General features: G+C 60.7%; 18 protein-coding genes, 2 tRNA genes and 2 rRNA genes. 7 read left to right on the top strand and 15 right to left on the bottom strand.

The annotated features are described in order from the left end of the window. Positions 1 to 167: 167 nt before the first annotated feature. The 5 genes from ACP_RS11780 to ACP_RS11755 all read right to left on the bottom strand — a co-directional run bounded on the left by ACP_RS11780 (position 168) and on the right by ACP_RS11755 (position 6,880). Positions 168 to 3,087 (bottom strand): 23S ribosomal RNA (locus ACP_RS11780). Positions 3,088 to 3,471: 384 nt separating this feature from the next. Next, positions 3,472 to 3,547 (bottom strand) — tRNA-Ala (locus tag ACP_RS11775). Between the two features lie 12 nt (positions 3,548 to 3,559). Then, positions 3,560 to 3,636, bottom strand: a tRNA-Ile gene (locus tag ACP_RS11770). Positions 3,637 to 3,912: 276 nt separating this feature from the next. Beyond that, a 16S ribosomal RNA gene (locus ACP_RS11765) occupies positions 3,913 to 5,412 on the bottom strand. The 16S and 23S rRNA genes sit together here with 2 tRNA genes alongside, the layout of an rRNA operon. A gap of 796 nt (positions 5,413 to 6,208) precedes the next feature. After that, entirely contained in the window at positions 6,209 to 6,880 is a 672-nt protein-coding gene (locus tag ACP_RS11755; protein ID WP_052294796.1) for a MarC family protein, read from the bottom strand. Positions 6,881 to 7,118: 238 nt separating this feature from the next. Here ACP_RS11755 and ACP_RS11750 point away from each other — a divergent pair, with 238 nt between their 5' ends. Further along, positions 7,119 to 8,060: a branched-chain amino acid transaminase gene (locus tag ACP_RS11750; protein ID WP_015897555.1), complete on the top strand. Its 942-nt coding sequence runs from the start codon at positions 7,119 to 7,121 to the stop codon at positions 8,058 to 8,060. Positions 8,061 to 8,274: 214 nt separating this feature from the next. On the opposite strand, the gene ACP_RS18120 is transcribed toward ACP_RS11750, so the two are convergent. The 4 genes from ACP_RS18120 to ACP_RS11735 all read right to left on the bottom strand — a co-directional run bounded on the left by ACP_RS18120 (position 8,275) and on the right by ACP_RS11735 (position 11,662). Further along, the gene (locus tag ACP_RS18120) at positions 8,275 to 8,427 is read right to left on the bottom strand and encodes a DUF1800 domain-containing protein (protein ID WP_148215137.1); all 153 of its coding nucleotides are present in this window, start codon (positions 8,425 to 8,427) and stop codon (positions 8,275 to 8,277) included. A gap of 235 nt (positions 8,428 to 8,662) precedes the next feature. Beyond that, the gene (locus tag ACP_RS11745; RefSeq protein WP_238525547.1) at positions 8,663 to 9,295 is read right to left on the bottom strand and encodes an O-methyltransferase; all 633 of its coding nucleotides are present in this window, start codon (positions 9,293 to 9,295) and stop codon (positions 8,663 to 8,665) included. 147 nt (positions 9,296 to 9,442) lie between these two features. Beyond that, on the bottom strand, positions 9,443 to 10,840 hold the full coding sequence (locus ACP_RS11740; RefSeq protein WP_015897551.1) for an NAD(P)/FAD-dependent oxidoreductase: 1,398 nt from the start codon (positions 10,838 to 10,840) through the stop codon (positions 9,443 to 9,445). A gap of 105 nt (positions 10,841 to 10,945) precedes the next feature. Continuing rightward, positions 10,946 to 11,662 carry a YoaK family protein gene (locus ACP_RS11735; protein WP_015897550.1) on the bottom strand — a complete coding sequence of 239 codons (717 nt, stop codon included), beginning with the start codon at positions 11,660 to 11,662 and terminating at the stop codon, positions 10,946 to 10,948. Positions 11,663 to 11,752: 90 nt separating this feature from the next. Here ACP_RS11735 and ACP_RS11730 point away from each other — a divergent pair, with 90 nt between their 5' ends. Continuing rightward, on the top strand, positions 11,753 to 12,802 hold the full coding sequence (locus tag ACP_RS11730; RefSeq protein ID WP_041839533.1) for a GGDEF domain-containing protein: 1,050 nt from the start codon (positions 11,753 to 11,755) through the stop codon (positions 12,800 to 12,802). Between the two features lie 417 nt (positions 12,803 to 13,219). Here ACP_RS11730 and pyrE read toward each other — a convergent pair whose 3' ends face one another. Both pyrE and ACP_RS11720 read right to left on the bottom strand, forming a co-directional pair. After that, positions 13,220 to 13,822, bottom strand: coding sequence for an orotate phosphoribosyltransferase (gene pyrE / locus ACP_RS11725; RefSeq protein WP_015897548.1), 603 nt, complete (start codon positions 13,820 to 13,822; stop codon positions 13,220 to 13,222). Between the two features lie 106 nt (positions 13,823 to 13,928). Next, positions 13,929 to 14,693, bottom strand: a complete 765-nt coding sequence (locus tag ACP_RS11720; protein ID WP_015897547.1) for an SDR family oxidoreductase — start codon at positions 14,691 to 14,693, stop codon at positions 13,929 to 13,931. A gap of 172 nt (positions 14,694 to 14,865) precedes the next feature. Here ACP_RS11720 and ACP_RS11715 point away from each other — a divergent pair, with 172 nt between their 5' ends. Beyond that, entirely contained in the window at positions 14,866 to 15,714 is an 849-nt protein-coding gene (locus ACP_RS11715) for an acetyl-CoA carboxylase carboxyltransferase subunit alpha (RefSeq protein ID WP_041839532.1), read from the top strand. A 39-nt stretch (positions 15,715 to 15,753) separates the two neighbouring features. Next, positions 15,754 to 16,812, top strand: coding sequence for a CPBP family intramembrane glutamic endopeptidase (locus ACP_RS11710; RefSeq protein ID WP_015897545.1), 1,059 nt, complete (start codon positions 15,754 to 15,756; stop codon positions 16,810 to 16,812). Positions 16,813 to 16,926: 114 nt separating this feature from the next. Here ACP_RS11710 and ACP_RS11705 read toward each other — a convergent pair whose 3' ends face one another. Both ACP_RS11705 and purB read right to left on the bottom strand, forming a co-directional pair. Next, positions 16,927 to 17,517 (bottom strand): UbiX family flavin prenyltransferase, encoded by a 591-nt coding sequence (locus tag ACP_RS11705; RefSeq protein WP_015897544.1) that lies wholly within the window; start codon positions 17,515 to 17,517, stop codon positions 16,927 to 16,929. After that, positions 17,514 to 18,818 carry an adenylosuccinate lyase gene (purB, locus tag ACP_RS11700; RefSeq protein ID WP_015897543.1) on the bottom strand — a complete coding sequence of 435 codons (1,305 nt, stop codon included), beginning with the start codon at positions 18,816 to 18,818 and terminating at the stop codon, positions 17,514 to 17,516. Before purB ends, ACP_RS11705 begins: the two co-directional genes overlap by 4 nt. 117 nt (positions 18,819 to 18,935) lie before the next feature. Between purB and ACP_RS11695 the strand changes: the two genes are divergently transcribed. Further along, positions 18,936 to 19,178 carry a putative signal transducing protein gene (locus tag ACP_RS11695; protein WP_052294795.1) on the top strand — a complete coding sequence of 81 codons (243 nt, stop codon included), beginning with the start codon at positions 18,936 to 18,938 and terminating at the stop codon, positions 19,176 to 19,178. Between the two features lie 86 nt (positions 19,179 to 19,264). Next, positions 19,265 to 20,353: a bifunctional DNA-binding transcriptional regulator/O6-methylguanine-DNA methyltransferase Ada gene (gene ada, locus ACP_RS11690; RefSeq protein ID WP_015897541.1), complete on the top strand. Its 1,089-nt coding sequence runs from the start codon at positions 19,265 to 19,267 to the stop codon at positions 20,351 to 20,353. A 159-nt stretch (positions 20,354 to 20,512) separates the two neighbouring features. On the opposite strand, the gene ACP_RS11685 is transcribed toward ada, so the two are convergent. Both ACP_RS11685 and ACP_RS11680 read right to left on the bottom strand, forming a co-directional pair. Further along, positions 20,513 to 21,262 (bottom strand): glucose 1-dehydrogenase, encoded by a 750-nt coding sequence (locus ACP_RS11685; protein ID WP_015897540.1) that lies wholly within the window; start codon positions 21,260 to 21,262, stop codon positions 20,513 to 20,515. 107 nt (positions 21,263 to 21,369) lie between these two features. Further along, positions 21,370 to 21,663 (bottom strand): ArsR/SmtB family transcription factor, encoded by a 294-nt coding sequence (locus tag ACP_RS11680; protein ID WP_015897539.1) that lies wholly within the window; start codon positions 21,661 to 21,663, stop codon positions 21,370 to 21,372. Between the two features lie 426 nt (positions 21,664 to 22,089). Between ACP_RS11680 and ahcY the strand changes: the two genes are divergently transcribed. Further along, positions 22,090 to 23,367 carry an adenosylhomocysteinase gene (gene ahcY, locus ACP_RS11675; protein ID WP_015897538.1) on the top strand — a complete coding sequence of 426 codons (1,278 nt, stop codon included), beginning with the start codon at positions 22,090 to 22,092 and terminating at the stop codon, positions 23,365 to 23,367. Positions 23,368 to 23,425: the final 58 nt, after the last annotated feature.

Genomic DNA, 23,425 nt, shown 5'->3' with positions numbered 1-23,425 from the left:
GGGCATCAGACGTGTTCTTCTGAAACCAGATACGGCAAGCTGGCGCCATATAAATCTGATCTTTCACAACGAAATCGATTGGAGAGTGACCGGTTTCACCGGATCACTCGTACATTACGCGGCCTGTTGAATGCTCTAGTGCAGTTGAACTGCGCAGAGTTAATTCTATGGACAAGCCGAACGGGCGATTAGTACTGGTAAGCTGAACACATTACTGTGCTTACACCTCCAGCCTATCAACCAGGTGGTCTTCCTGGGCCCTTCAGGGAGATCTCATCTTGGAGCGTGCTTCCCGCTTATATGCATTCAGCGGTTATCACAACCGAACTTCGCTACCCAGCCGTGCCATTGGCATGACAACTGGAACACAAGAGGTTCGTCCATCCCGGTCCTCTCGTACTAAGGACAGCCCTCCTCAAATCTCCTACGCCCACAGCAGATAGGGACCGAACTGTCTCGCGACGTTCTGAACCCAGCTCACGTACCGCTTTAATAGGCGAACAGCCTAACCCTTGGAACCTTCTACAGCTCCAGGATGCGATGAGCCGACATCGAGGTGCCAAACCGGAGCGTCGATATGAACTCTTGGCTCCGATCAGCCTGTTATCCCCGGCGTACCTTTTATCCGTTGAGCGATGGCCCTTCCATACAGAACCACCGGATCACTAAGGCCTGCTTTCGCATCTGCTCGACTTGTAGGTCTCACAGTTAACCACTCTTATGCCTTTGCACTCGACGACTGATTTCCAAACAGTCTGAGAGTAGCTTCGCGCGCCTCCGTTACAATTTAGGAGGCGACCGCCCCAGTCAAACTACCCGCCTTACTATGTCCCTCTCCCGGATCACGGGAGCAGGTTAGAATCACAACGCTCACAGGGTGGTATCTCACCGGTGGCTCCACCAAGCCCAAGAGCCTGGTATCAAAGCCTCCCACCTATCCTGCGCAGTAAGAGTCATAATTCATAGTAAAGGTGTAGTAAAGGTGCACGGGGTCTTTCCGTCTAGCTGCGGGTAACCGGCATCTTCACCGGTACTACAAGTTCGCCGAGCAACTCGTTAAGACAGTCGTACGATCGTTACTCCATTCGTGCAGGTCGGAACTTACCCGACAAGGAATTTCGCTACCTTAGGACCGTTATAGTTACGGCCGCCGTTCACTGGGGCTTCAATTCAAAGCTTCGCCTTGCGGCTAACCTCTCCTTTTAACCTTCCAGCACCGGGCAGGAGTCAGCCCCTATACGTCGTTTTCGACTTTGCAGAGACCTGTGTTTTTGTTAAACAGTCGCCGTACGCGTTTCACTGCGGCCCACCAGAGGTGGGCGACCCTTCTCCCGAAGTTACGGGTCTAATTTGCCGAGTTCCTTAACAAGCTTTCACTCGAGCGCCTTTGGATATTCTCCTCGTCTACCTGTGTCGGTTTGGGGTACGGTTCCCAACTACTCTCCTTAGAGGATTTTCTCGGCAGCGTGAACTCGGCAGCTTACACCCATACGGGCTTGCTTTACGCCTCACTGTTAAGCACCGGGGGATTTGCCTCCCGGCACCAGCTTACGCGTATCGACCGCCATAGCCATATGACGACCTGCCTATCCTTCTGCGTCTCCCCATCGTCAAACGAGAGTTGGGAGGTCCGGAATATTAACCGGATGTCCATCAGCTACGCCTCTCGGCCTCGCCTTAGGGACCGCCTGACCCTGAGCGGATTAACCTTCCTCAGGAAACCTTAGACTTTCGGCGTGAATGGTTCTCACATTCATTATCGCTACTTATGCCGGCAGGGTCTCTTCGCAACGCTCCATCAATCCTCTCGGTCTGACTTCAACGCTGTTGAGAATGCTCTCCTACCACGCACACCATAGGTGTGCATCCGCTGCTTCGGTGTACAGTTTTAGCCCCGTTGTATTGTCGGCACCGGACCGCTTGACCAGTGAGCTATTACGCTTTCTTTAAAGGATGGCTGCTTCTAAGCCAACCTCCTGGCTGTCTGAGCGTTCCGACTTCCTTTCCCACTTAACTGTAACTTGGGGACCTTAGCAGGCGGTCTGGGCTGTTTCCCTCTCGACTGTGAAGCTTAGCCCCCACAGTCTGACTCCCGGACTGGTTGTCAGTGGCATTCGAAGTTTGGTTGGATTCAGTAAGCCGGAAAGCCCCCTAGTCCATCCAGATCTCTACCACCACTGCAAATCATCCGAGGCTAGCCCTAAAGCTATTTCGGAGAGAACGAGCTATCACGGAATTTGATTAGCCTTTCACCCCTACCCTCAGCTCATCCGAGCTTTTTTCAACAAACACCGGTTCGGTCCTCCAATGGGTGTTACCCCATCTTCAACCTGGCCAAGGGTAGATCATCCCGCTTCGCGTCTATTCCTGCCAACTTAACGCCCTATTCAGACTCGCTTTCGCTTCGGCTCGCTTACGCTTAACCTTGCTGACAAGAATAACTAGCCGGCTCATTATGCAATAGGCACGCGGTCAGACATTCCCTTGCGGGCATAGTCCTCCCACTGCTTGTAGGCACACGGTTTCAGGTACTTTGTACTCCCCTCGCAGGGGTGCTTTTCACCTTTCCCTCACGGTACTGGTTCACTATCGGTCAGAATCGAGTATTTAGCCTTGCGGAATGGTCTCCGCGGATTCAAGCAGGGTTTCACGTGCCCCGCCTTACTCAGGTATCTGCTTCGAGTCCTCATGGTTTTCGCCTACGCGTCTGTCACGCTCTATGGATCCGCTTTCCAACGGATTCGACTAACCAGAGGATTGGTAACTCTACTGTTGCAGACCCTACAACCCCCGCAATACCGAAATATCACGGGTTTGGGCTGTTCCGATTTCGCTCGCCACTACTTTCGGAATCGAGGTTTCTTTCTTTTCCTCCAGGTACTGAGATGGTTCACTTCCCTGGGTTCGCTCGTGCCCGCCTATGTATTCAGCGGGCCGTACATGAGGTTTGCTCATGTGGGTTTCCCCATTCGGAGATCTTCGGATATAACGCCTGTGTGCGGCTCCCCGAAGCTTATCGCAGCTTGCCACGTCCTTCATCGCCTGATTCTGCCAAGGCATCCACCGTGCGCCCTTAGTAGCTTGACCATAGAATTAACTCCACGCAGGAGTTACTCCATGCTGTTATTCGCCTGTGAGCCCGTCTTTCCGCTCTCCACTTGCTGGAGCGGCAGTCACGGCTCATCCTAAAGACACTCAACACGAACAACCTTTCTGCCTCTGTGTTACGAGTACAGGACAGAAGTGTTGCTCGGCCTTGTAATGTATTCGCTGATTGCTGCCTGCTCCATACTGCAGAGCATACAGAACCAACGTTACCCAATCGATTTCGTTGTCAAACATCCAGAACACCAGCGTCACCGGTGCGCGCCCTCAGGCGCTATGAACTTCGTGCTTTCGCACTCTGCTCAAAGCTCGAAACCTCATTCCTTAGAGGATTCCAGCTTTGAGCAGCCTCGCGTCACATTGGAGTGGTGGAGCTGAGGAGGATCGAACTCCTGACCCCCTGCTTGCAAAGCAGGTGCTCTCCCAGCTGAGCTACAGCCCCATCTCTTAAGTATGGTGGGCCTGGGTAGATTCGAACTACCGACCTCACCCTTATCAGGGGTGCGCTCTAACCAACTGAGCTACAGGCCCGGCAATGCTCGCAATTCCTGCCCAGAGGCACTGCCTGCTGAGCCCGACTGCTCGTCGTTGTGACTCGAGAAGTTTCGAGGACCAGGTTGAACATGCTGCGCAGCTACGCCGCGCATGACCATCGTGACAATTTTCAGAAAGCAGAGATGGTCTGATTCAGGCTCCCGCTCCTTGCGTCAGGACGCTCGGTGCGGGGTACACGGCAACATCCCTTATACGCTGCCTTCGCAGTCCGCTATCGCGGAAGTATAAGAGTGCCGTGACGTTCTCTCTTAGAAAGGAGGTGATCCAGCCGCAGGTTCTCCTACGGCTACCTTGTTACGACTTCACCCCAATCATGAATCACACCTTGGAAGGCTGCCTCCTTACGGTTGGCTCACCCGCTTCTAGTACGACCCACTTTCGTGATGTGACGGGCGGTGTGTACAAGGCCCGGGAACGTATTCACCGCGGCATGCTGATCCGCGATTACTAGCGATTCCAGCTTCATGTAGTCGAGTTGCAGACTACAATCCGAACTGAGGCCGGCTTTTTCCGATTAGCTCCCCCTCGCGGGTTTGCGGCGGTTTGTACCGGCCATTGTAGCACGTGTGTAGCCCTGGACATAAAGGCCATGAGGACTTGACGTCATCCCCACCTTCCTCCCCGTTATCCGAGGCGGTCTCACCAGAGTGCTCAACTAAATGGTAGCAACTGGCAATAAGGGTTGCGCTCGTTGCGGGACTTAACCCAACATCTCACGACACGAGCTGACGACAGCCATGCAGCACCTATATAGCAGCCCCTTGCGGGGAAGGGATATTTCTACCCCGGTCCACTACATTTCGAGCCCAGGTAAGGTTCTTCGCGTTGCGTCGAATTAAACCACATGCTCCACCGCTTGTGCGGGCCCCCGTCAATTCCTTTGAGTTTCAGCCTTGCGACCGTACTCCCCAGGCGGATCGCTTAACGCGTTAGCTACGGCACGACGGGATTGGGTACCCGCCACACCAAGCGATCATCGTTTAGGGCTAGGACTACCAGGGTATCTAATCCTGTTTGCTCCCCTAGCTTTCGTGCATCAGCGTCAGTTGTGGTCCAGTGAGCCGCTTTCGCCACAGGTGTTCCTTCCGATATCTACGCATTTCACCGCTACACCGGAAATTCCACTCACCTCTCCCACACTCAAGCCCGGCAGTTTTCGATGCAGACTTCGAGTTGAGCCCGAAGATTTCACATCAAACTTACCGAACCGCCTACGCACCCTTTACGCCCAATAATTCCGAACAACGCTCGCCCCCCTCGTATTACCGCGGCTGCTGGCACGAAGTTAGCCGGGGCTTCTTCTTCCGGTACCGTCATAATCGTTCCGATCGAAAGGAGTTTACGTCCCAAGAGACTTCATCCTCCACGCGGCGTTGCTGCGTCAGGGTTTCCCCCATTGCGCAAAATTCCCCACTGCTGCCTCCCGTAGGAGTCTGGACCGTGTTTCAGTTCCAGTGTGTCCGTGCGCCCTCTCAGGCCGGATACCGATCACTGCCTTGGTGGGCCATTACCCCGCCAACTAGCTAATCGGCCGCGACCCCCTCCTCAAGCGAATTGCTCCTTTGACCCGTGGGTATTATGCGGTATTAGCCTCGGTTTCCCGAAGTTATTCCCCACTCGAGGGTAGGTTAGTCACGTGTTACTCACCCGTGCGCCACTGTACTCAGGACCGAAGTCCCTTTCTTGTTCGACTTGCATGTGTTAGGCACGCCGCCAGCGTTGATTCTGAGCCAGGATCAAACTCTCGTTTGAAACCTGAAGGGTTACCATCTGTTGACGGAGGTCAACAGAGGAACCAGCCTCACAGCGCTCGAAAGGCTGTGAGGTACTAATATAGTGAGAATGATCAAACCAGATCTTTCTGCATTCTCACGACTGGCATGTTCAACCTGATTGTCAAAGATCCAGGCAGGTTCCGCCTTAGCGGTCTGCTTCGGATCGAGAGGCAATCACCAAGTGATTGCTGTCCTCGAACTTGCTGCGCTGTGTTTTGCGCGCTTTCCCAGACTATCGAGATTCGCTTCGTTCTGTCAAGCTCTTTTCGGAACTTTTTTTCGAAGCCGCTTGACTCGATATTTCCGTCGCGCGTCAGCAGGTCTTGCCCGCCCTACACAGCACCAAACTCATAAAGATCACTCGGAGCGCAAAACTCCGGCCGGCACTGGGCCGATTTACTGCAATGGTTTGTGGCTTGGATGAGGCGCTTGCGCCCTTCGAACTTACTGCCTCTTCCACGGCCGCGTTCCTGCTGGCCTCCGGAGGCGTCTTCCAGTGCCTTACAACCGAAACCCAGATTAGCAGCTCTTTTCTCTTGCTGCAACTCTTTTTTTCGGTGGTCACCAGAAGCGTTCCATCATTCGCTTCCACTGCTTACCTGTCTCTCAGTGCTCTCTTCCGCACCGCAGCGACAAGATGAATACTAGCAACCGGGCTGGGGCACTGCAACTGTTGAAAAAGCGCTCAAACTGTTGAAAAGCGAGGCGGAGCCTTGAAATACGCGGCTCTCCGCAAGCGCTTTTCAACCAGTTACCGCAGATTCACGCCCCATTTACCTCGGAATAATCCCCAATTCCGTCAAGCCGTTCACAAAGAACTGCATCGCCAGAGCCACCAGAAGCAGGCCCATAATGCGCACCAGAATGCGAATGCCGGTCTCCCCGAGAATCTTTCGCAGACGATCAGCCCCTACCAACACCCAGTAGCTCGCAACAGCGGTAATCGCAATGGAGGCCAGAACCGCCCCCATCTGCCAGTGATTCTGCGCCTCACCCACCAGGACCATCACACTTGATATGGCCCCGGGGCCGGCCAGCATGGGAATCCCCATCGGCACAATGCTGGCGTCGTCCTTGTGGGCGGCCTCTTCGGTCTCGTCGGTTGACTCCTGTGTCGGCGACCGCTTGGCCTCGAGCATATCGATGCCGATCAGCAACAGGATCAGGCCGCCCGCAATCTCAAAGGCCGGCAGTTTGATGCCAAACAGGCTGAAAATAAACTGCCCGGCCAGCGCAAAGGACGACAGCACCACAAAGCAGGTCAACGTCGCGCGCCGCGCCATGCGCTTCCGGCCCCCCGCATCCACCCCGTCCGTCAGAGCAATGAATGAGGGAATCGCCGCAAAGGGATCCACGAGAAAGAAGACCGAGCTCAGCGCCAAAAGCGAAAAGCGCACCATCGGCGAATGCAGTGCATGCGTAGCAGCAGCGGCGGGCGAAACCATGGATCCTCCGGCAACCGTCAGACAGAAAAGCCTTCCAGTCATGATGACAGATGCACGAGCCCTGCTCCGCGCCTCAACGCATCTCTTCCGGCTCTCGTCATGCCCGCCGTCATGCAGCCAATCGTTCCCGGCCACGGCTATAATCGTACGTTGGCGATTTTGAGAACGTCGAGCAGCCATTTCCGCCGGCTTCGCGCCACACCACCACTCGAGCCAAATCATCAAGGAGCAGCGCGCAATGCCCATCACGCCCACCACCAACATCTGGCATAACGGCACCCTCATCCCGTGGGAAAAAGCCCAGATTCACGTCATGAGCCACGTCGTCCACTATGGCTCCTCTGTTTTTGAAGGCATCCGCTGCTACGGGCAGCCCCAGGGTGCGGCCATCTTCCGCCTGCCTGAACACATGCAGCGCCTGCTTGATTCGGCGCGCATCTATCGCATGCCGCTGCCTTACTCGCTCGATCAGCTCTGCTCGGCCGTCGTCGAGCTCACCGAGGCCAACAAGGTTGCCCCCTGCTATCTGCGCCCCATCGCCTTCCGTGGCTACGGCGAGGCCGGCGTCAATCCCAAGAACTCGCCCGTTGAGGTCTACATCGCCAACTTCCCGTGGGGCAAATATGTCAGCGGCGAGCAGGGTGCCGATGTCTGCATCTCCTCCTGGAACCGCCTCGCGCCCAACACCATGCCGGGCCTCGCCAAGGCTGGCGCCAACTACATGAACTCGCAGCTCATCCGCATGGAGGCCGAGGTCAACGGCTACGCCGAGGGCATCGCGCTTGACACCAACGGCTACCTGGCCGAGGGCTCGGGCGAAAATCTCTTCCTCGTCCGCAACGGCGTGCTCTACACCCCGCCGCTCGCCAACTCCGTGCTCTCCGGCATCACACGCGACTCCATCCTCACGCTCGCGCGCCACCTCGGCATTCCGGTCGTCGAGCAGGGCCTGCCCCGCGAGATGATCTACATCGCCGACGAAGTCTTCTTCGTGGGCACCGCCGCTGAGGTTACGCCCATCCGCTCGGTCGATCGCATTCTCATCGGCGACGGATCCATGGGCCCCGTCACCAAGCAGCTCTCCGACGAGTTCTTCGGCATCGCCAACGGCCTCAAGCCCGATCGCTTCGGCTGGCTCACGCCCGTCAACGTGAACGCCGAGCAGCCCGTCGGCGCATAACGCTTCCGCGCTTTCCGCGCAAAAAGAGGCAGCCTTCAAGGCTGCCTCTTTCATTTGTCTCCATAAGAGTTACAAATTCGTCCGCCAGCAATCGCGGGCATTCGACCATCCCCCATCTCGATGTCAGGATGGGGACGCCGAACTTCCCGGCCGCATCTTCCCCAGTTCCAGCGCGAGCAGGCACCGAAGGCGCGTCCGCCAGAACGGCCAGTTCTCAGCGCATCTGAAACTCCGGCGAACCCAGCAGCAGCGCCGTCATCATCTGGAGCTTCTGCGGCTCACTCGCACGCGGCATCTTCGCCAACTGCCGCGCAATCACCTGCTCGGTCCGCGCCGCGCTGAAACACCACCACCAGCACCTTGCCACGCGCGTGCCGCCGCCGTCTGCGCATGCAGCGTGCGAGTCAGAAATGCTGGAATCACTGCAGTGCCGACGAGCGCAAAGGCACCATTGCGAAGAAGAATGTGACGGGTCAGGGCCATGGGGGGAGAAAGCTCCTATGCCCTCTCAAACCCCTCCGGCTCTCGAAAAGTTGCGAACCATCACGCAAGCTGGACGAGAAAAAGCGCGCTGCGCCCGCGCCCACATCGCCGTGCGCGGCTTATCGCGACGGTTGCGCCACCACCAGCCCGCGCGGCGTAGGAAGAAAAACCGCAGACAGCATTCCTTCTGCGTGCAGACGCTGCGCCATCTCCCGCACCGTCTTCAAATGTGAGCTCGCATCATGAATCAGAATGAGTCCGTTCGGATTCATCAGCGGCAGAAATCTCCGGATCTCCGACTCGCGCACTGAAATATCGCTATCGCTGAACAGCAGATCAATCGGCGCTTCCACCTGCATCTCCAGGCTCGATTCGTTGCGCATGTCAATCCACGGCGCATACTCTGACTGCGCGACATTCGCCCTGGCTTTCTCAAACACCACTGGATCAAGCTCGCAGCTCACAATCCGCCCGAAGCCATTCCGCGCCAGCCCTTCGGCCATCCACAGCGTGCTCACACCCAGAAAAGATCCCGTCTCGACAATGCGCTCTGGCTTGATCGTCGTCACCAGGCTCCGCAGAAACTCCAGCACCTCCACCTCCGCCGTCATGGAGTCATACATGCTCCATCGCTCCGGATGAGGACACTCTGGCGTAGGCCGGTGATATTCCGTCAGGACCGCGCCTCGCGCGCGCTCCGCCTGCATCATGACTTTGTGCTCTTGCTTGATCTTTTTACGAAACAGTCTCACTACTTCTCCGTGAAGCGGCTGCGAATGCCCTCACCGGCAAACACTCCCTGACGCGGCACGCACAAACCAGGGCGTGCCCAAGGCCGCTCTCAACTTAAACTCTCGACTATCAGCATAAGGGAAGCTCCGCCTCCAGCCTGCGCGCTATCAACTCGCCGGCCGGTCTGCCACCACCTCCGGCGAATTCAAATCGAGCGGCTCACCTTTCATCGGCGCTTCCACCCCCGGCTGTTCGGTCCAGCCCACCAGCGTCTGGTCGCCATAAATCAGCCGCGCGCCGCGCGTGAAGGTGAAGTACTGCCACACCCACTGCATCATCACCACCAGCCGGTTTCTGAAGCCGATCAAAAAGAAGATATGCACCGTCAGCCACGTCAGCCACGCCGGCAGCCCGCTCCAATGCGCCTTGAAGGGCCACTCAATCTTGGCCACCGCCGCCTGACGTCCGATGGTCGCCATGTCACCCTTGTCAAAGTAGCGAAACGCCTTCCGGGGCTTGCCCGCCAGATCCGCCTCAATCATCCGCGCCACATGATCGCCCATCTGCATCGCCGGCTGCGCCACTCCCGGCACCTGCGCTCCGTCCTGCTCAAAGTGCGCCAGATCTCCGCACACAAATAACTCAGGGTGCCCTTCGGGATTCAGCGTCTGGTTCACCATCACCGCGCCGCGCTTGTCCGTCTCCACGCCCAGCAGCTTGCCCAGCGGAGAAGCCGTCACCCCCGCCGCCCACAGCGTCACCACCGCGTCAATCTTCTGGTTGTCGCCCACCATCACATAGCCCGGCTGAATGTCCGAGACCTTCCGGTTCGTGTAGACCTCCACGCCCAGGCCCTTCAGTTGCGCCACGGCACGCTTTGACAGGTCTTCCGGATACGACGGCAGCACCCGCGGCCCGCCTTCAATCAGCAGCACCCGCGCCTTGGTCGGGTCAATGTGTCTGAAATCATGCCGCATGTAATGCTTCGCAATGTCGGTGATCGCGCCCGCCAGTTCCACGCCAGTCGGGCCCGCGCCCACAATTACAAAATTCAGCGGCGGATGGCTCCCCGTCTCCAGCATCTGCCGTTCGGCCAGCTCAAAGGCCAGCAGCACGCGGCGGCGAATCTCGATCGCGTTCTCCACCGTCTTCAGTCCGGGCGCAACCTCTGCCCAGTGATCATTCCCAAAGTAGGAGTGCGTCGCCCCGGTCGCCACCACCAGGTAGTCGTAATCCATCGCCACCCGGCTGCGAAACATCGCCTGCCGCTTTTCGAGGTCAACTCCCACGACCTCGTCCATCAGCACTTCCACATTTTTTGCATTGCGCAAAATCGTGCGAATCGGCGCGGCAATGTCCGCCGGAGAAAGCACAGCCAGCGCCACCTGGTACAGCAGCGGCTGAAAAGTGAAATGATTCCGGCGATCCACCACCGTCACATCCACCGGCAGCTCCGCCAGCGCCTTGGCCGCGTGCGTGCCCGCAAAGCCGCCGCCAACAATCAGCACCCGTGGCCGTCGGCCCTCCCTCAATGCAGAGACTTTCACAGGGCTGGCAGAAGGCATGACGTTCCCTTTCTTTCTACGGCTGCAATTTGATCTTCCATCAATTGGTCTTCCATCAAAGAGATGCGCGCAAGGCCCGCTCAGGATTGCCTATTCCGCAAAATCTCAATCCGATAAAGAATACGCGCCGCCGCGCAACATACCGTAAATTCCTGCTACACCCAGGCAGATCACAGGAACCACCCCCGTGAGCGCCGCTGCGTGATAAAACAACCAGCCCGTCAGCACCGCTGACGCAAAATAGGCCACCAGTATCTGGCCCTGCATCCGCAACTGCTCTTCAAATTCCGGTTTCTCCACCGGCGCGGCAATATTTTCACCGGTAATCACACGCGTCAGCCCGCGCACCATCTGCGTCCACGTGCCGGTGATGTAGGTGGTCACAATCCCCGGAACCCGCAACTGCAGCATCGCCCCACTCTGCGCCCCGATACAGACCGCCACAAAAATAAGTGGCACATAGTCCGGAATCCCCGCACCCCGGCATCGCGCAAACCAGACCGCCTCCGCCGCCGCCAGGCACGCGCACTCCGCCAGCAGAATCCAGGAAACCGCGCGCGACCATATCACGCGCTCGGGTGGCTCCAGATTTTCTTCTTGAATCCGACGTGCATGCCGTCCCGTCACATAAGAGGCGAGTGCCACACCCACCACGTAGCCACCCAGCGCCGCCGCCGGATGCAGGGCTCCATGCAGGTGGAAGAACGAAATCCCGAGCAGAACCGTATTACCCGTCATGTTCGCGACAAATGCCTTCCCCATCCCGAGAAAGCTCCAGCCGTCGGCAGCGCCTGCGGCCATCGCCAGCAAAATGAGCAGCATCCCTCGTTCTCGACGGCCCACAATTCCTACCCCCCGAAAACTTTGGATGCGCATACAATCGTCTCACTCCCTCCCACATGGAATCAGGGCATGAGCGCAGAAGCACGCAATCAAAACTGGAAAGACCTGGTCGTCTTTCATAATCTCGCCCGCGCGCTTACCTCGTCGCTTGAGTTGGACTCCGTCTTGCACGCCATCATGGAGCAGATGCGCCAGTTCTTCGAGCCCGAAACCTGGTCGCTGCTCATCCTCGACGAAACCACCCAGGAGCTTTATTACGCTGTCGCCGTCGGCCAGAGCGAAGCTGCTCTGCGCAACGTGCGCGTGCCGCTCGGCGAGGGAATGGCCGGCTGGGTCGCCCAGCATGGCGAGAGCCTCATCGTTCCCGACCTTGAGCAGGACCCCCGCTTCGCCGCAACATCCGATGCCCGCACGCCCATGCGCTCGGCCATCTGCATGCCATTGCTCTCGCGCCAGCGCACCCTCGGCGTCATCCAGCTCTTCAATTGCCGTCTGGAGTCGATGACCGAGTACACCATCTCGTTCCTGCATATCCTTTGCGATTACGCCGCCATCGCTATTGAAAACGCGCGCGCCGTCGAGAAGATCCAGGCCCTCACCATCACCGATGACTGCACCGGGCTCTACAACCAGCGCCACCTGCAGCAGAAAATCGAAGAAGAGGTCACGCGCGCCCGCCGCCATCATCACCCCTTCAGCGTCATCTTCCTTGACCTTGACCACTTCAAGCAGATCAATGACCAGCACGGGCACCTGATCGGCAGCCGCCTGCTGGCCGGCATCGGGCAATGCCTGCGCCTGCACATCCGCCCCGGCGACCACGCCTTCCGCTATGGCGGCGACGAATTCATCCTGCTCCTGCCAGAGACCACCAAGGCTGAGGCCGAGCAGATCGCCCGCAACCTCCGCCAGAAGCTGCGCAGTCACGTCTTCGAGATGGGCTCCGATCTCCGCCTGCAGGTCAGCGCCAGCTTCGGCGTCGCCAGCTTCCCAGAGGACGGACGCACCGGTCACCAGATCATCCGCATGGCCGACGCCATGATGTATCTGGTCAAAGGCAGCACCCGCGACGACGTAGCCGTCGCCGACCGCAATACCGAACTCCTCCGCAACTCTTGACGCCCAGAAAGCTGCGTCATTCTGAACCGCACAGCGGCGAAGAATCCCACCCATGCGGGTGCCCCACATCTCGCAGAGATGTGGGTTTTGTCCACCCTTGTCTTCCATCCCGGCCAAAGCGAAGCGAAGTGGAGAGAACTGCATTCCTCCCACCCAGCCCCGCCCATCCAGACGCATCCCCTGCATCGGGCATGTATCAGGGCATGGCTTCAGCCGTGCCACAAAACGCCCCTCAAAAGAATGGGCTTTACAGGCTGCACCCTTCAGTTTGCATTTTGCTGCTTAGTGAGGGGGGTGCAGGTCTCTCCGTTCACTTCGTTTGGCCGGGATGACAAGGGAGAGCAGAGATTGGGAGATGATCCCACGTCCAAACGGACGGACGTGGGGCACCCGGTGCGCCTGGATGGGGCGCGGCAGTTACATGGGCATGAGGCGCAGGTGCTCTTCGCGCACGTCGTTGGCGGTGAAGAGGCGCAGGAAGGGCGCTCCCTGGCAGGCAGCCTCGACGGCGGGACGGCCCTTGGCTTCTTCGCGCTCGACGAGGCAGATGGCGGCCAGGATCTTCAGACCGGCTTCGCGCGCGGCTTCGATCGCCTGAATCGTGGACGCGCCGGTGGTGCAGACGTCATCGACAATGACGACTTCGGCGCCTTCGGGGTAGAAGCCTTCGAGGCGGCGGCCGGTGCCGTGCGCCTTCTCGGTCTTGCGGACGAGGAAGCCGTGGATGAGGGGCGCGCCGTGGTGCTCCTGCGCGTACCAGGCACTGGCCGAGGCGAGGTTGGAGACGATGGGGTCGGCACCCATGGTGAGTCCGCCGACGGCCTGCGGATGGAGCTTTTTCTCATGCAGCAGGTCGAGCAGCGCCAGACCGGTGAGGCGGCCACCCTCGGCGTGCAGCGTGGTGGTGCGGCAGTCGATGTAATAGTCGCTGGTGCCCCCCGAGGAGAGCTTGAACTGGCCGAGCTTGAAGGAGTTGCGGGCCAGCAGTTGCAGCAGGGAGGAACGGTAACCGGTCGTCATGCTTTGATTTTACTTTTCCGGGGCGGATGCGCCGGGATGAGATGCATGGGGCGAGAGAAGATTTTTCTGCAACCGCACGGGCCCGCCTGCCCGGGTGCGGGATGCGTTACCGGGTTCGCCAGCCGCCATCGACGACCAGCACCTCTCCATTGACGTAGTCGCTGGCGCGGGAGGCGAGGAAGACGACGGCTCCGGCCAGGTCTTCGGGCTCGCCCCAGCGGGCGGCGGGAATGCGATCCACGATCTGGCGGCTGAGGGTTTCGTCTTTGCGTAGCTCCTCGGTATGGGCGGTGCGGAAGAAGCCGGGGGAAATGGCGTTGACCTGGAGATTGCGTGCTCCCCACTCATTGGCCAGCGCGCGAGTGAGCTGCGTCAGGGCCGCCTTGGAGGCGGCGTAGGCGGGCACTTCACTGCCGCCCTGAAAGGCGAGCAATGAGGCGATGTTGATGATCTTGCCGCGGCCGCGCTCAAGCATGGCGCTGCCAGCGAGCTGGCTGAGGCGGAAGGCGCTGGTGAGATTGACGTCGAGCACGCGCGACCACATGGCGGCGTCAAAATGCTCGGCGGCCTGGCGGTGAAGGATGCCGGCATTATTAACCAGGATGCAAGGCGCGCCCATCCGGGCCTGCACCTCGCGGTAGAGGCGCTCGGCCTGAGAGATGTCACTGAGGTCAGCGGAAAAGGAGTAAGCCATGCGGCCGAGGTCGCGGATGCGCTCGCAGGTTTCGTCGGCCTCGCGGCTGTGCCCGTGGCAGGCGACGTTGGCGCCGGCCTCGGCGAGCGCGATGGCGATGGCCGTCCCGAGGCCGCCGGTGGCGCCGGTGACCAGCGCGACTTCCCTGTCGATACGAAAGCGTTCCAGAATGCTCATGTTCGCGGCTGGCGTCTTCCCTTCGGGATGCGCAGTAGTAAAAATGCGAACCCGCAGTCTGGATTTTTGGGCTTTGCCGGTGGTTTGTCAATGCGGGGCGCGCGGGCGGCGGGGGCTGAGTGCCGGATTCGCAGCCGACTTTGACAGGCAGATTCTTTTACAATCAGAGGCGATGAGCGATTACGCACCGACGAACCCTGCTCCGGCCTCCGAGCCGGTTCCTGAAGCGTGGATCAAGACCGAGCTGGCCCGCCATCCGCAGCGGCCTGATCCGCTGGCTTTTATGGAGGCTCTCTTCACGGATTACAGCGAAGTCCACGGGGACCGGGTGTATGGCGACGATCCGGCGATGACGTGCGGGATGGCGCGTTTTCGCGGCCAGGAAGTGATGGTGATCGCGAATCTGAAGGGCCGCTCGACGCGCGAGAAAGTGCAGCGGCGCTTTGGCATGCCGGACCCCGAGGGTTATCGCAAGGCGCTGCGGGCGATGAAGCTGGCGGAGAAATTTGGGCGGCCGATTTTGACCTTCATTGACCTGATGGGCGCGAACCCGGGGCTGGGCGCGGAAGAGCGCGGCCAGGGCGAGGCGATTGCCCGCAACCTGCGCGAAATGGCGCGGCTGCGGGTGCCGACGATTGCCACGATCACGGGCGAGGGCGGCTCGGGCGGCGCGCTGGCGCTGGCCGTGGCGGACCGCGTGCTGATGCTGCAGACGGCGATCTATTCGGTGATTTCGCCGGAGGCCTGTGCGTCGATCATGTGGCGCGATGCCTCGCAGCGGGCCAAGGCGGCGGCGGCGCTCAAGGCGACGGCTGAGGATGCGAAGGCGCTGGCCTGCATCGATGACATTGTGCCGGAGCCGGAAGGCGGCGCGCATACCGATGCGGCCCGGGCGGCGGAGATGCTGGGCGACCGGCTGCATCTGCACCTCGAAGAACTCAAGGCGCTGCCGGTTGAACAACTACTCGAACAGCGGTATCAGAAGTTCCGTAACATTGCCCAGTTCTACACCGCCGGGTAGGCGGTTCGCGGGGCTGCCGCAGCGGAGATGCTTGTGAGTATGATGGGACGCCTGCGGGCGCTGGGCTGGGTCTTTCTCGGCGTGCTGTATTTTCTGTTTGCCGAGCGGCTGGCGGTCACGGCGGCCAGCGGCTTCAGCACGGGCGACTGGTTTCCGGTTCTGAACAGGGTCTTTCTTCTCTTTCTGCTGCTGATCGGCTTTGCGGCGATGGGGTTTGTGGGGCAGCGGCAGCTTCATCCGCTACGCGAGATGGGGCTCGCCTTCCGGCCGGGCTGGTTCCACGAGGTTCTGCTGGGCGGGGCCATCGGCTGGAGCGGCATGGTGGCCTGCGTGCTGCCGATGGCGGTGTTTGGCGCGCTCTACATTCAATGGAACCTGAGCTGGCACAGTGTGGGCATCCTGTTTCTGGATGTTCTGACGCTGGCCGCGGCTTCGCTGGCCGAAGAGGTCGCGTTCCGGGGATATCCTTTTCAACGGCTGATTGAGGCCACCGGACCGGTGACGGCGACGGTTCTGGCTTCGCTGGCGTTTGGTGTGATGCATCTGCAGAACCCGGATGCGACGGCGGCGAGCACGCTGGTGACGATGCTGGCGGGCTGGCTGCTGGCGGTTGCTTATCTGCGCACGCGCGGGCTGTGGGTGGGCTGGGGCTTTCACTTTGCCTGGAATGCGGTGATGGCCATTGTGTTTGGGCTGCCCCTGAGCGGGCTGACGCGGTTTTCTCCGCTGATGGAGACGAGCACCTACGGGCCGTACTGGCTGACGGGCGGCGGCTACGGGCCGGAGGGCAGCGCGGTGGCCATCGTGGTGCTGCTGATTCTGGTGGTGGTGGTGGTGACGGCGACGCGCTCGCTGAAGTTCCAGTACGCGATTCCGCCGATTGTGCCGGGTGGCATTCCGGTGGACATCGACGAGGTGGCCCGCAAGCAGCATGAGGCGGCGCAGGCGCATGCTCCGGCACAGCCTGCGGCTCCGACGCTGATTCAGATTGGCGGGCTGCCGGGCGCGATTTCGCGGCCCATTGCGCCGCTGGCGGAGAGCCCTGACGATGCCGGGGAAAAGCCGGAGGCGGAACGGCAGGGTGGCATCGCCGACTGACGGGGCGGCGGGATTCCCTCAGGGGCCGAAGCCCCGGCTCTTTGTGGGGGTCTGGATGTACGGGCTGAAGCTCGTACCCTTCAGGGGCTGAAGGCTGTGCCCTTCAGACTAGTGTTACTGGTCGGGCTTCCAGATGTAAGCGCCGGATTGCGGCAACCCCAAGTGGGCGAGCACGCGGTAGACGAACTGGCGGGCCATTTCGGTCGAGTCCACCGGCTTGTTGTAGAAGCTGGGGATGACGGGGAAGATGGTGGCGCCGGCCTCGGCCGCGAGCGTCATGTTGCGCAGATGGATGCGGTTGAAGGGCGTCTCCCGCACGCAGAGCAGAAGCGGGCGGCGCTCCTTGAGGCAGACATCGGCGGCCCGCTCAATAAGATTTTGCGCGAGGCCGTTGGCGATGCCGGCGAGCGTGCCCATGCTGCAAGGCAGCACGATCATGCCGCTGGAGGGGTAGCTGCCGCTGGCGATGGCCGCGCCGACATCATTCTCAACATGCTGGGTGATTTTTGCGGAGGGGCTGCCGAGGAGCTTCTCGACGAGGCCGTTGCGGCCGCTGAAGCCCATCTCCTCGGCGAGCACGCGCAGCGCGCTCTCGGTCGCGATGAAGTGAATGCGCTCGACGCGGGCGTCCGCGGCCAGCACCCGCAAGAGGGTCTGGCCGAAGACGGCTCCGCTGGCACCCGTCATGGCGACGGTGAGGTTCATGCCTCGTCCCCGGCGAGGACGCGCTCAAAGATGGCGTCGACGTTGTTGAGCTGGCGGGTGAGGTCAAAGGTCTTTGCGAGCTTTTCGGGGGTAAGGCGGCTGGTGATTTCCGGGTCCGACGCGACGAGCTCGCGGAAGACGAGATCGTTCTGCCAGGCGTTCATGGCGTGGCGCTGGACGAGGCGGTAGGCGTCTTCGCGGAGCATGCCGGCCTCGGCGAGATCGAGCAGAAGCTGGCCGCTGAAGATAAGCCCGCCCGTGCTCTCAAGATTTTTCTGCATGCGGGCCGGATAGACGAGCAGCTTCTCAACGAGATTGGTGGTCTTGGCCAGCAGATAGTCGGTCAGGATGGTGGAGTCAGGGAAGATGACCCGCTCGACCGAAGAGTGCGAGATGTCGCGCTCATGCCAGAGGGCTACGTTTTCAAAAGCCGCCTGCGCGTTGGAGCGCACGACGCGCGCGAGGCCGCAAATCTGCTCGCTGATGATGGGGTTCTTTTTGTGCGGCATGGCCGAGGAGCCCTTCTGCTTTTCGCTGAAGTACTCGGAGGCCTCGCGGACCTCAGTGCGTTGCAGGTGGCGGACCTCGGTGGCGATTTTGTCGAGCGTCGCGGTGATGACGGCGAGCGTGGAGATGTATTGCGCGTGGCGGTCACGCTGGATGACCTGCGTGGCGATGGGGGCGGGCTGAAGGCCCAGCTTGGCGCAGATGCGCTCCTCATGGCGCGGGCTGAGGTGGCCGAAGGTGCCGACAGCTCCGGAGAGCTTGCCGATGCGCATCTGCTCGGCGGCGGCATCGAAGCGCACGAGGTTGCGGCGCATTTCCGCATACCAGTTGAGGATTTTGAGGCCGAAGGTGGTGGGCTCGGCATGGATGCCGTGCGTGCGGCCGATGGTGGGCGTGTGCTTGAATTCGAGAGCGCGCGCCTTGAGCACGGCGATGAGTGCGAGGAGGTCTTCGCGCAGAATGGCGGAAGCGGCCTTGACCTGCAGCGCCTGCGCGGTGTCTACCACGTCGTTGGAGGTAAGGCCGTAGTGCAGCCAGCGCGACTCGGGGCCGATGTTTTCGGCGACGGCGGTGGTGAAGGCGATGACGTCATGCTTCACTTCGGCTTCGATTTCCTGAATGCGCTCGACGGAGAAGTGTCCGCGCTCGCGGATGGCGCGGGCGGCTTCGGCGGGAACGATGCCGTCTTCGGCGAGGACCTCGCTGGCGGCGGCTTCGACTTCCATCCACATCTGATACTTATTGTGTTCGGTCCAGATCTGGCCCATTTGCGGGCGGGTATAGCGCGCGATCAATGCGAGGCTCCTTGGTCGCCGTACGGCGGCGGATTCGTCAAACAGGGACTCCTCATTCTATCGTTTAGGCATCCAATCGATGTTTGCTTTCAAAGTGAGGAAGGGAAGGACATAAAAATGGCAGACGACATTGTTACGATTGCCGAATTCAATGAGCCGCTGGAGGCCGAAATGGCAAGGCTGCGGCTGCAGTCGGCGGGGATTGAGGTTTTTCTGTCTGGAGAGAACGCGCGCATCATGGAGCCGGGGCTTGGGCCCTTGCAACTGCAGGTACCGGCGGCAGATGCGGAAGACGCGCGGGCTATCTTGAATGATCCAGGCGCGGCCAACGAGGCCGAAGCCGCCGAGCAGCAGGGATGAATGGCGGCCCGCTGGAAATTTGACGGCAAGCCGCGGATAGTTTTTTCGCGGCTGCCGCACCTACTTTAATGGCAGGAGAGATTGCCATGCCTGCCGCTACTGTTTCTATTTCGACGACACAGCCTGATGCCACGGAGGCCTGGGCGGAAGCGTGGGCCGCTGTGGAGCGCCGCGACAAGAGAGCGCGCGGGTTTGTGTATGCCGTCACGACAACGGGAGTCTTTTGCCGCTCGGGATGTCCAAGCCGGCGGCCCGCGCGGGATAACGTGCGCTTCTTTGCGGATGCGGCGGCGGCGCGCGCGGCGGGATTTCGCCCGTGTCTGCGCTGCCGGCCGGAAGAGGCTCCGGGTGAGGCGGTGCGGGCGCGGCGGATGGCCGATTTTCTGGATGCACATCGCGACCGCCCGGTGACGCTGGCCGAGCTGGGCCGGCTGACGGGACGCAGCCCTTTCACGGCGCAGAAGATTTTTCGGCGCGTGCTGGGACTGACTCCTGCCGAGTACCAGCGCCAGGCGCGCGCCCGTGCGCTGCGTGAGGAGCTGAGCCGTGGGGATTCGGTGACCGATGCGGTCTACGCGGCTGGCTTTGGCGCTTCGAGCCGGGTGTATGCGTCGGCGGGGGATGTGCTGGGCATGCGGCCGGGGCAGTTTCGGCGGGGCGGTGAGGGTGTGGTGATCCGGTATTGGACGGCCCCTACTCTACTGGGCGAGATGCTGGTGGCGCGCACGGAACGCGGCATTTGCGCGGTGGCGCTGGGCGCGGAGCGCGAGGGATTAAAACGTGAGCTGCGGGAGCGATTGGAAGCGGCGGAGCTGCGGGAGGATCCAAGTCTGGCCGGCGAGATAGAGGCTCTGGCGCAGGCGTGCCGGGAGAGCCCGGCGGCGCTGCTCGACCTGCCGCTCGATCTGCGGGCGACGGCTTTTCAGATGCGGGTGTGGGAGGCGCTGCGGCGGATTCCGGCCGGGGAGACGCGGAGTTATCGCGAGATGGCTGCGGTGCTGGGCAATCCAAAGGCGGTGCGGGCCGTGGCGCGGGCGTGCGCGTCGAATCCGGCGGCTCTGCTGGTGCCGTGCCATCGGGTGGTGGGCAGCGATGGGCAGCTCACGGGTTACCGGTGGGGCGTGGAGCGCAAGCGGAAGATTCTGGATCTGGAAGCGAAGCAGCGGCGCGGATAGGGTTGGAGTTCAGAAAAAAATGGGCTGCTGCCGGGGGCCAGGAGGAAACCGGCAGCAGCCCAAGCTGGGTTGCGTTGATCCTGCGCATGGCTGCGCAAGCTTTCTACTCTCTCGCTTCATTCTGGCGGCGAAGCCGCACTTGCCTGGACGGCCAGTGCCTTAGCGGAGGCCGCCGGTGGCGAGCAGGCGCTCGCCGGTCAGCCAGCCGGAGTCTTCGGAGGCGAGGAAGACGGCGATCTTTGCGATGTCGTCGGGCTGCCCGATGCGGCCGAGCGGCACCTGCTTGGTGTGCTCCTTCTCAAAGTCGCTGCCGATGAAGCCGGCCGCTTGCGCGCCTTCCGTATCGACCATGCCGGGATTGATGGCGTTGACGCGAATCTTCTTCGGCGCGAGTTCATTGGCCAGCACGCGGGTGATGGCATCGACCGCGCCCTTGGTGCCGGTGTAGATGGCAGAGGTGGGAGGAGCGATGTCGCTCACGATGGAGCTGATGTTGATGATGCTGCCGCCTTCCGCGGGGAAGAGCTTGACGGCCTCGCGCGAGGCCTGCAGCAGGCCGAGCACATTGGTTCCAAACTGCTGCTGGAAGCTCTCTTCCGTGATCTGATCGAGCGGGGAGAAGGCGTAGATGCCGGCGTTGTTCACGAGCACGTCGATCTTGCCGTAAGCCTTCTTTGTCTCGGCGAAGAGCTTCTCGACGTCTGCGGATTTGGCTACGCTGCCCTGTACGGCGATGGCCTTGCCGCCCTGGGCGGTGATGGCAGAGACGACGCGATCAGCGCCCTCTTTGCTGGACGAGTAATTCACCACAACGGCCGCACCCTCGGCAGCCAGCGCCTTGGCAATGGCCGCGCCAATGCCCTTGGAAGCGCCCGTCACAACTGCAACTTTTCCTGTCAGCTTGCTCATTTTGATCTCTCCGGTTGCCGCGTCATTCGATTTGACATTTCGACAACTATCGAATTGATGAGCCGGGCCGGGAAAGGTTTCGGGAAGGTTGTGATTTTTTTTGCGCGTCAGATTTTAGAGAGCTGCTTGAGGTAGGCCGCCCAGGTGTCGCGCCGCAGGGAGAGATGGGCGAATTTGCCTTCGCGCTCGACGGCGATGAGGCCGGCCTGCTCCAACTCTTTGAGGTGGTGAGAGAGGGTGGCGGCGCTGATGGGCAGCGTTTCGAGCAGGCAGCCGCAGGTGGGCTGCTGCCGCGCGGCGGCGATGCGCTGGAAGATTTCAAAGCGGCGCGGGTCACCGATCGCTTTGGCGATGCGGGTCATCTGCTCGCTGGTGAATTCGGGAGGTCGCGTGGATGCCACAGGACTATCGTAGCGGAGTGCGGGGGAGAGTTCATCGAGGGGTGATGAATCCCACGTCTCAGAGTCGAGACGCGGGGCACCCGGCTGGCCTAGATGTCCGGGCAGTGGGCCGTGCTCTTGAGGTTGCAGCCATGCTTGTGCAGGAGCGCTCGCGTAACAATCAGCGGTAACAGAAAAAAGTTACTTTGAGCCGGTTTTGATTCATCGTCTGTTCACGAGATAGAGAGCCTTCACGAGAAATCAGCAACTTACCTTTGCGTGTCGCACTATTTTCAGGGCACTCGCGATTCATCCCGCGCAATGCTTGCTGCTGCGCTGGGAATTTCGTGCCGGTGATGCGCGGCTCAGGATGGTATCGTCTTCAATGAAGGGAGAAATTACCCGGCGCGTCAGACCGCTTTGCGGTGGCGCAGCTTCTAAACATATATGGCTACTACAAGCATTCCTACCTCGCATCACGTAAAAAATCTGGATCTGGCCGATCAGGGGCGCAAGCGCATTGAGTGGGCGAACCAGTCGATGCCCGTTCTGCAGAGCATCCGCAAGGATTTCATCAAGAACCAGCCGCTGAAGGGGCTGCGCATTTCGGCCTGCCTGCACGTCACGACCGAGACGGCCAACCTGATGATCACGCTGCGCGACGGCGGCGCGGATGTGGCGCTTTGCGCGTCGAACCCGCTGTCAACGCAGGACGACGTGGCGGCATCGCTGGCACGCGACTTCAACATCAAGACCTATGCCATCAAGGGCGAGGACAACGACACGTACTACTCGCACATTCTGGCGGCGATTGACCACAAGCCGCAGGTGACGATGGATGACGGCTGCGACCTCGTGACGATTTTGCACACCAAGCGCAAGGATGCGCTCGAGGGCGTGATTGGCGGCACGGAAGAGACGACGACGGGCGTGATTCGCCTGCATGCGATGGCCAAGGAAGGCGTGCTGAACTTTCCGGTGGTTGCGGTCAACGATGCGCTGACGAAGCACATGTTTGACAACCGCTATGGCACGGGCCAGTCCACGATTGACGGCATTGTGCGCTCGACCAACGTGCTGCTGGCCGGCTCGAAGTTTGTGGTGGCCGGATATGGCTGGTGCGGACGCGGCCTGGCGTCGCGCGCTCGCGGCATGGGCGCGGATGTGATTGTGACCGAAGTGGACCCGACGCGCGCGCTGGAAGCGGTGATGGATGGCTATCGCGTGATGTCGATGGCAGAGGCGGCGAAGATTGGCGATATCTTCTGCACGGTGACGGGCAACAAGAGCGTGCTGCGCCAGGAACACTTCGAGGCGATGAAGAATGGCGCGATTGTGGCCAACTCGGGTCACTTCAACGTGGAGATCGATATTCCGGCGCTGGCGCGTCTGGCTTCTTCGAAGCGTGCGGGCCGCGAGTTTGTGGACGAGTATGCGCTGCGCGACGGGCGGAAGATTTATCTGCTCGGCGAAGGCCGCCTGATCAACCTGGCGGCGGCGGAAGGGCATCCGGCCTCGGTGATGGATATGAGCTTTGCCAACCAGGCGCTCGCGGCCGAGTATCTGGTGAAGAACCACGCGAATCTCGAGAAGAAGGTCTACTCGGTGCCGGTGGATCTGGACAAGCGCGTGGCGCGCCTGAAGCTCGAAGCGATGGGCATCGGGATCGACCGTCTGACTCCGGAGCAGGAAGAGTACCTGGCGAGCTGGAGCGAAGGCACCTAGGACTGGCCGTCCAGGTGTGCGCGGCTTCGCCGCAAAGCTCAAAAGCCCCGATCTCTGA

Source organism: Acidobacterium capsulatum ATCC 51196, assembly GCF_000022565.1.
Classification (GTDB): Bacteria; Acidobacteriota; Terriglobia; order Terriglobales; family Acidobacteriaceae; genus Acidobacterium; species Acidobacterium capsulatum.
Note: the sequence above shows the minus strand (reverse complement) of the source record. Positions and strands in the feature narration are given on the sequence as shown.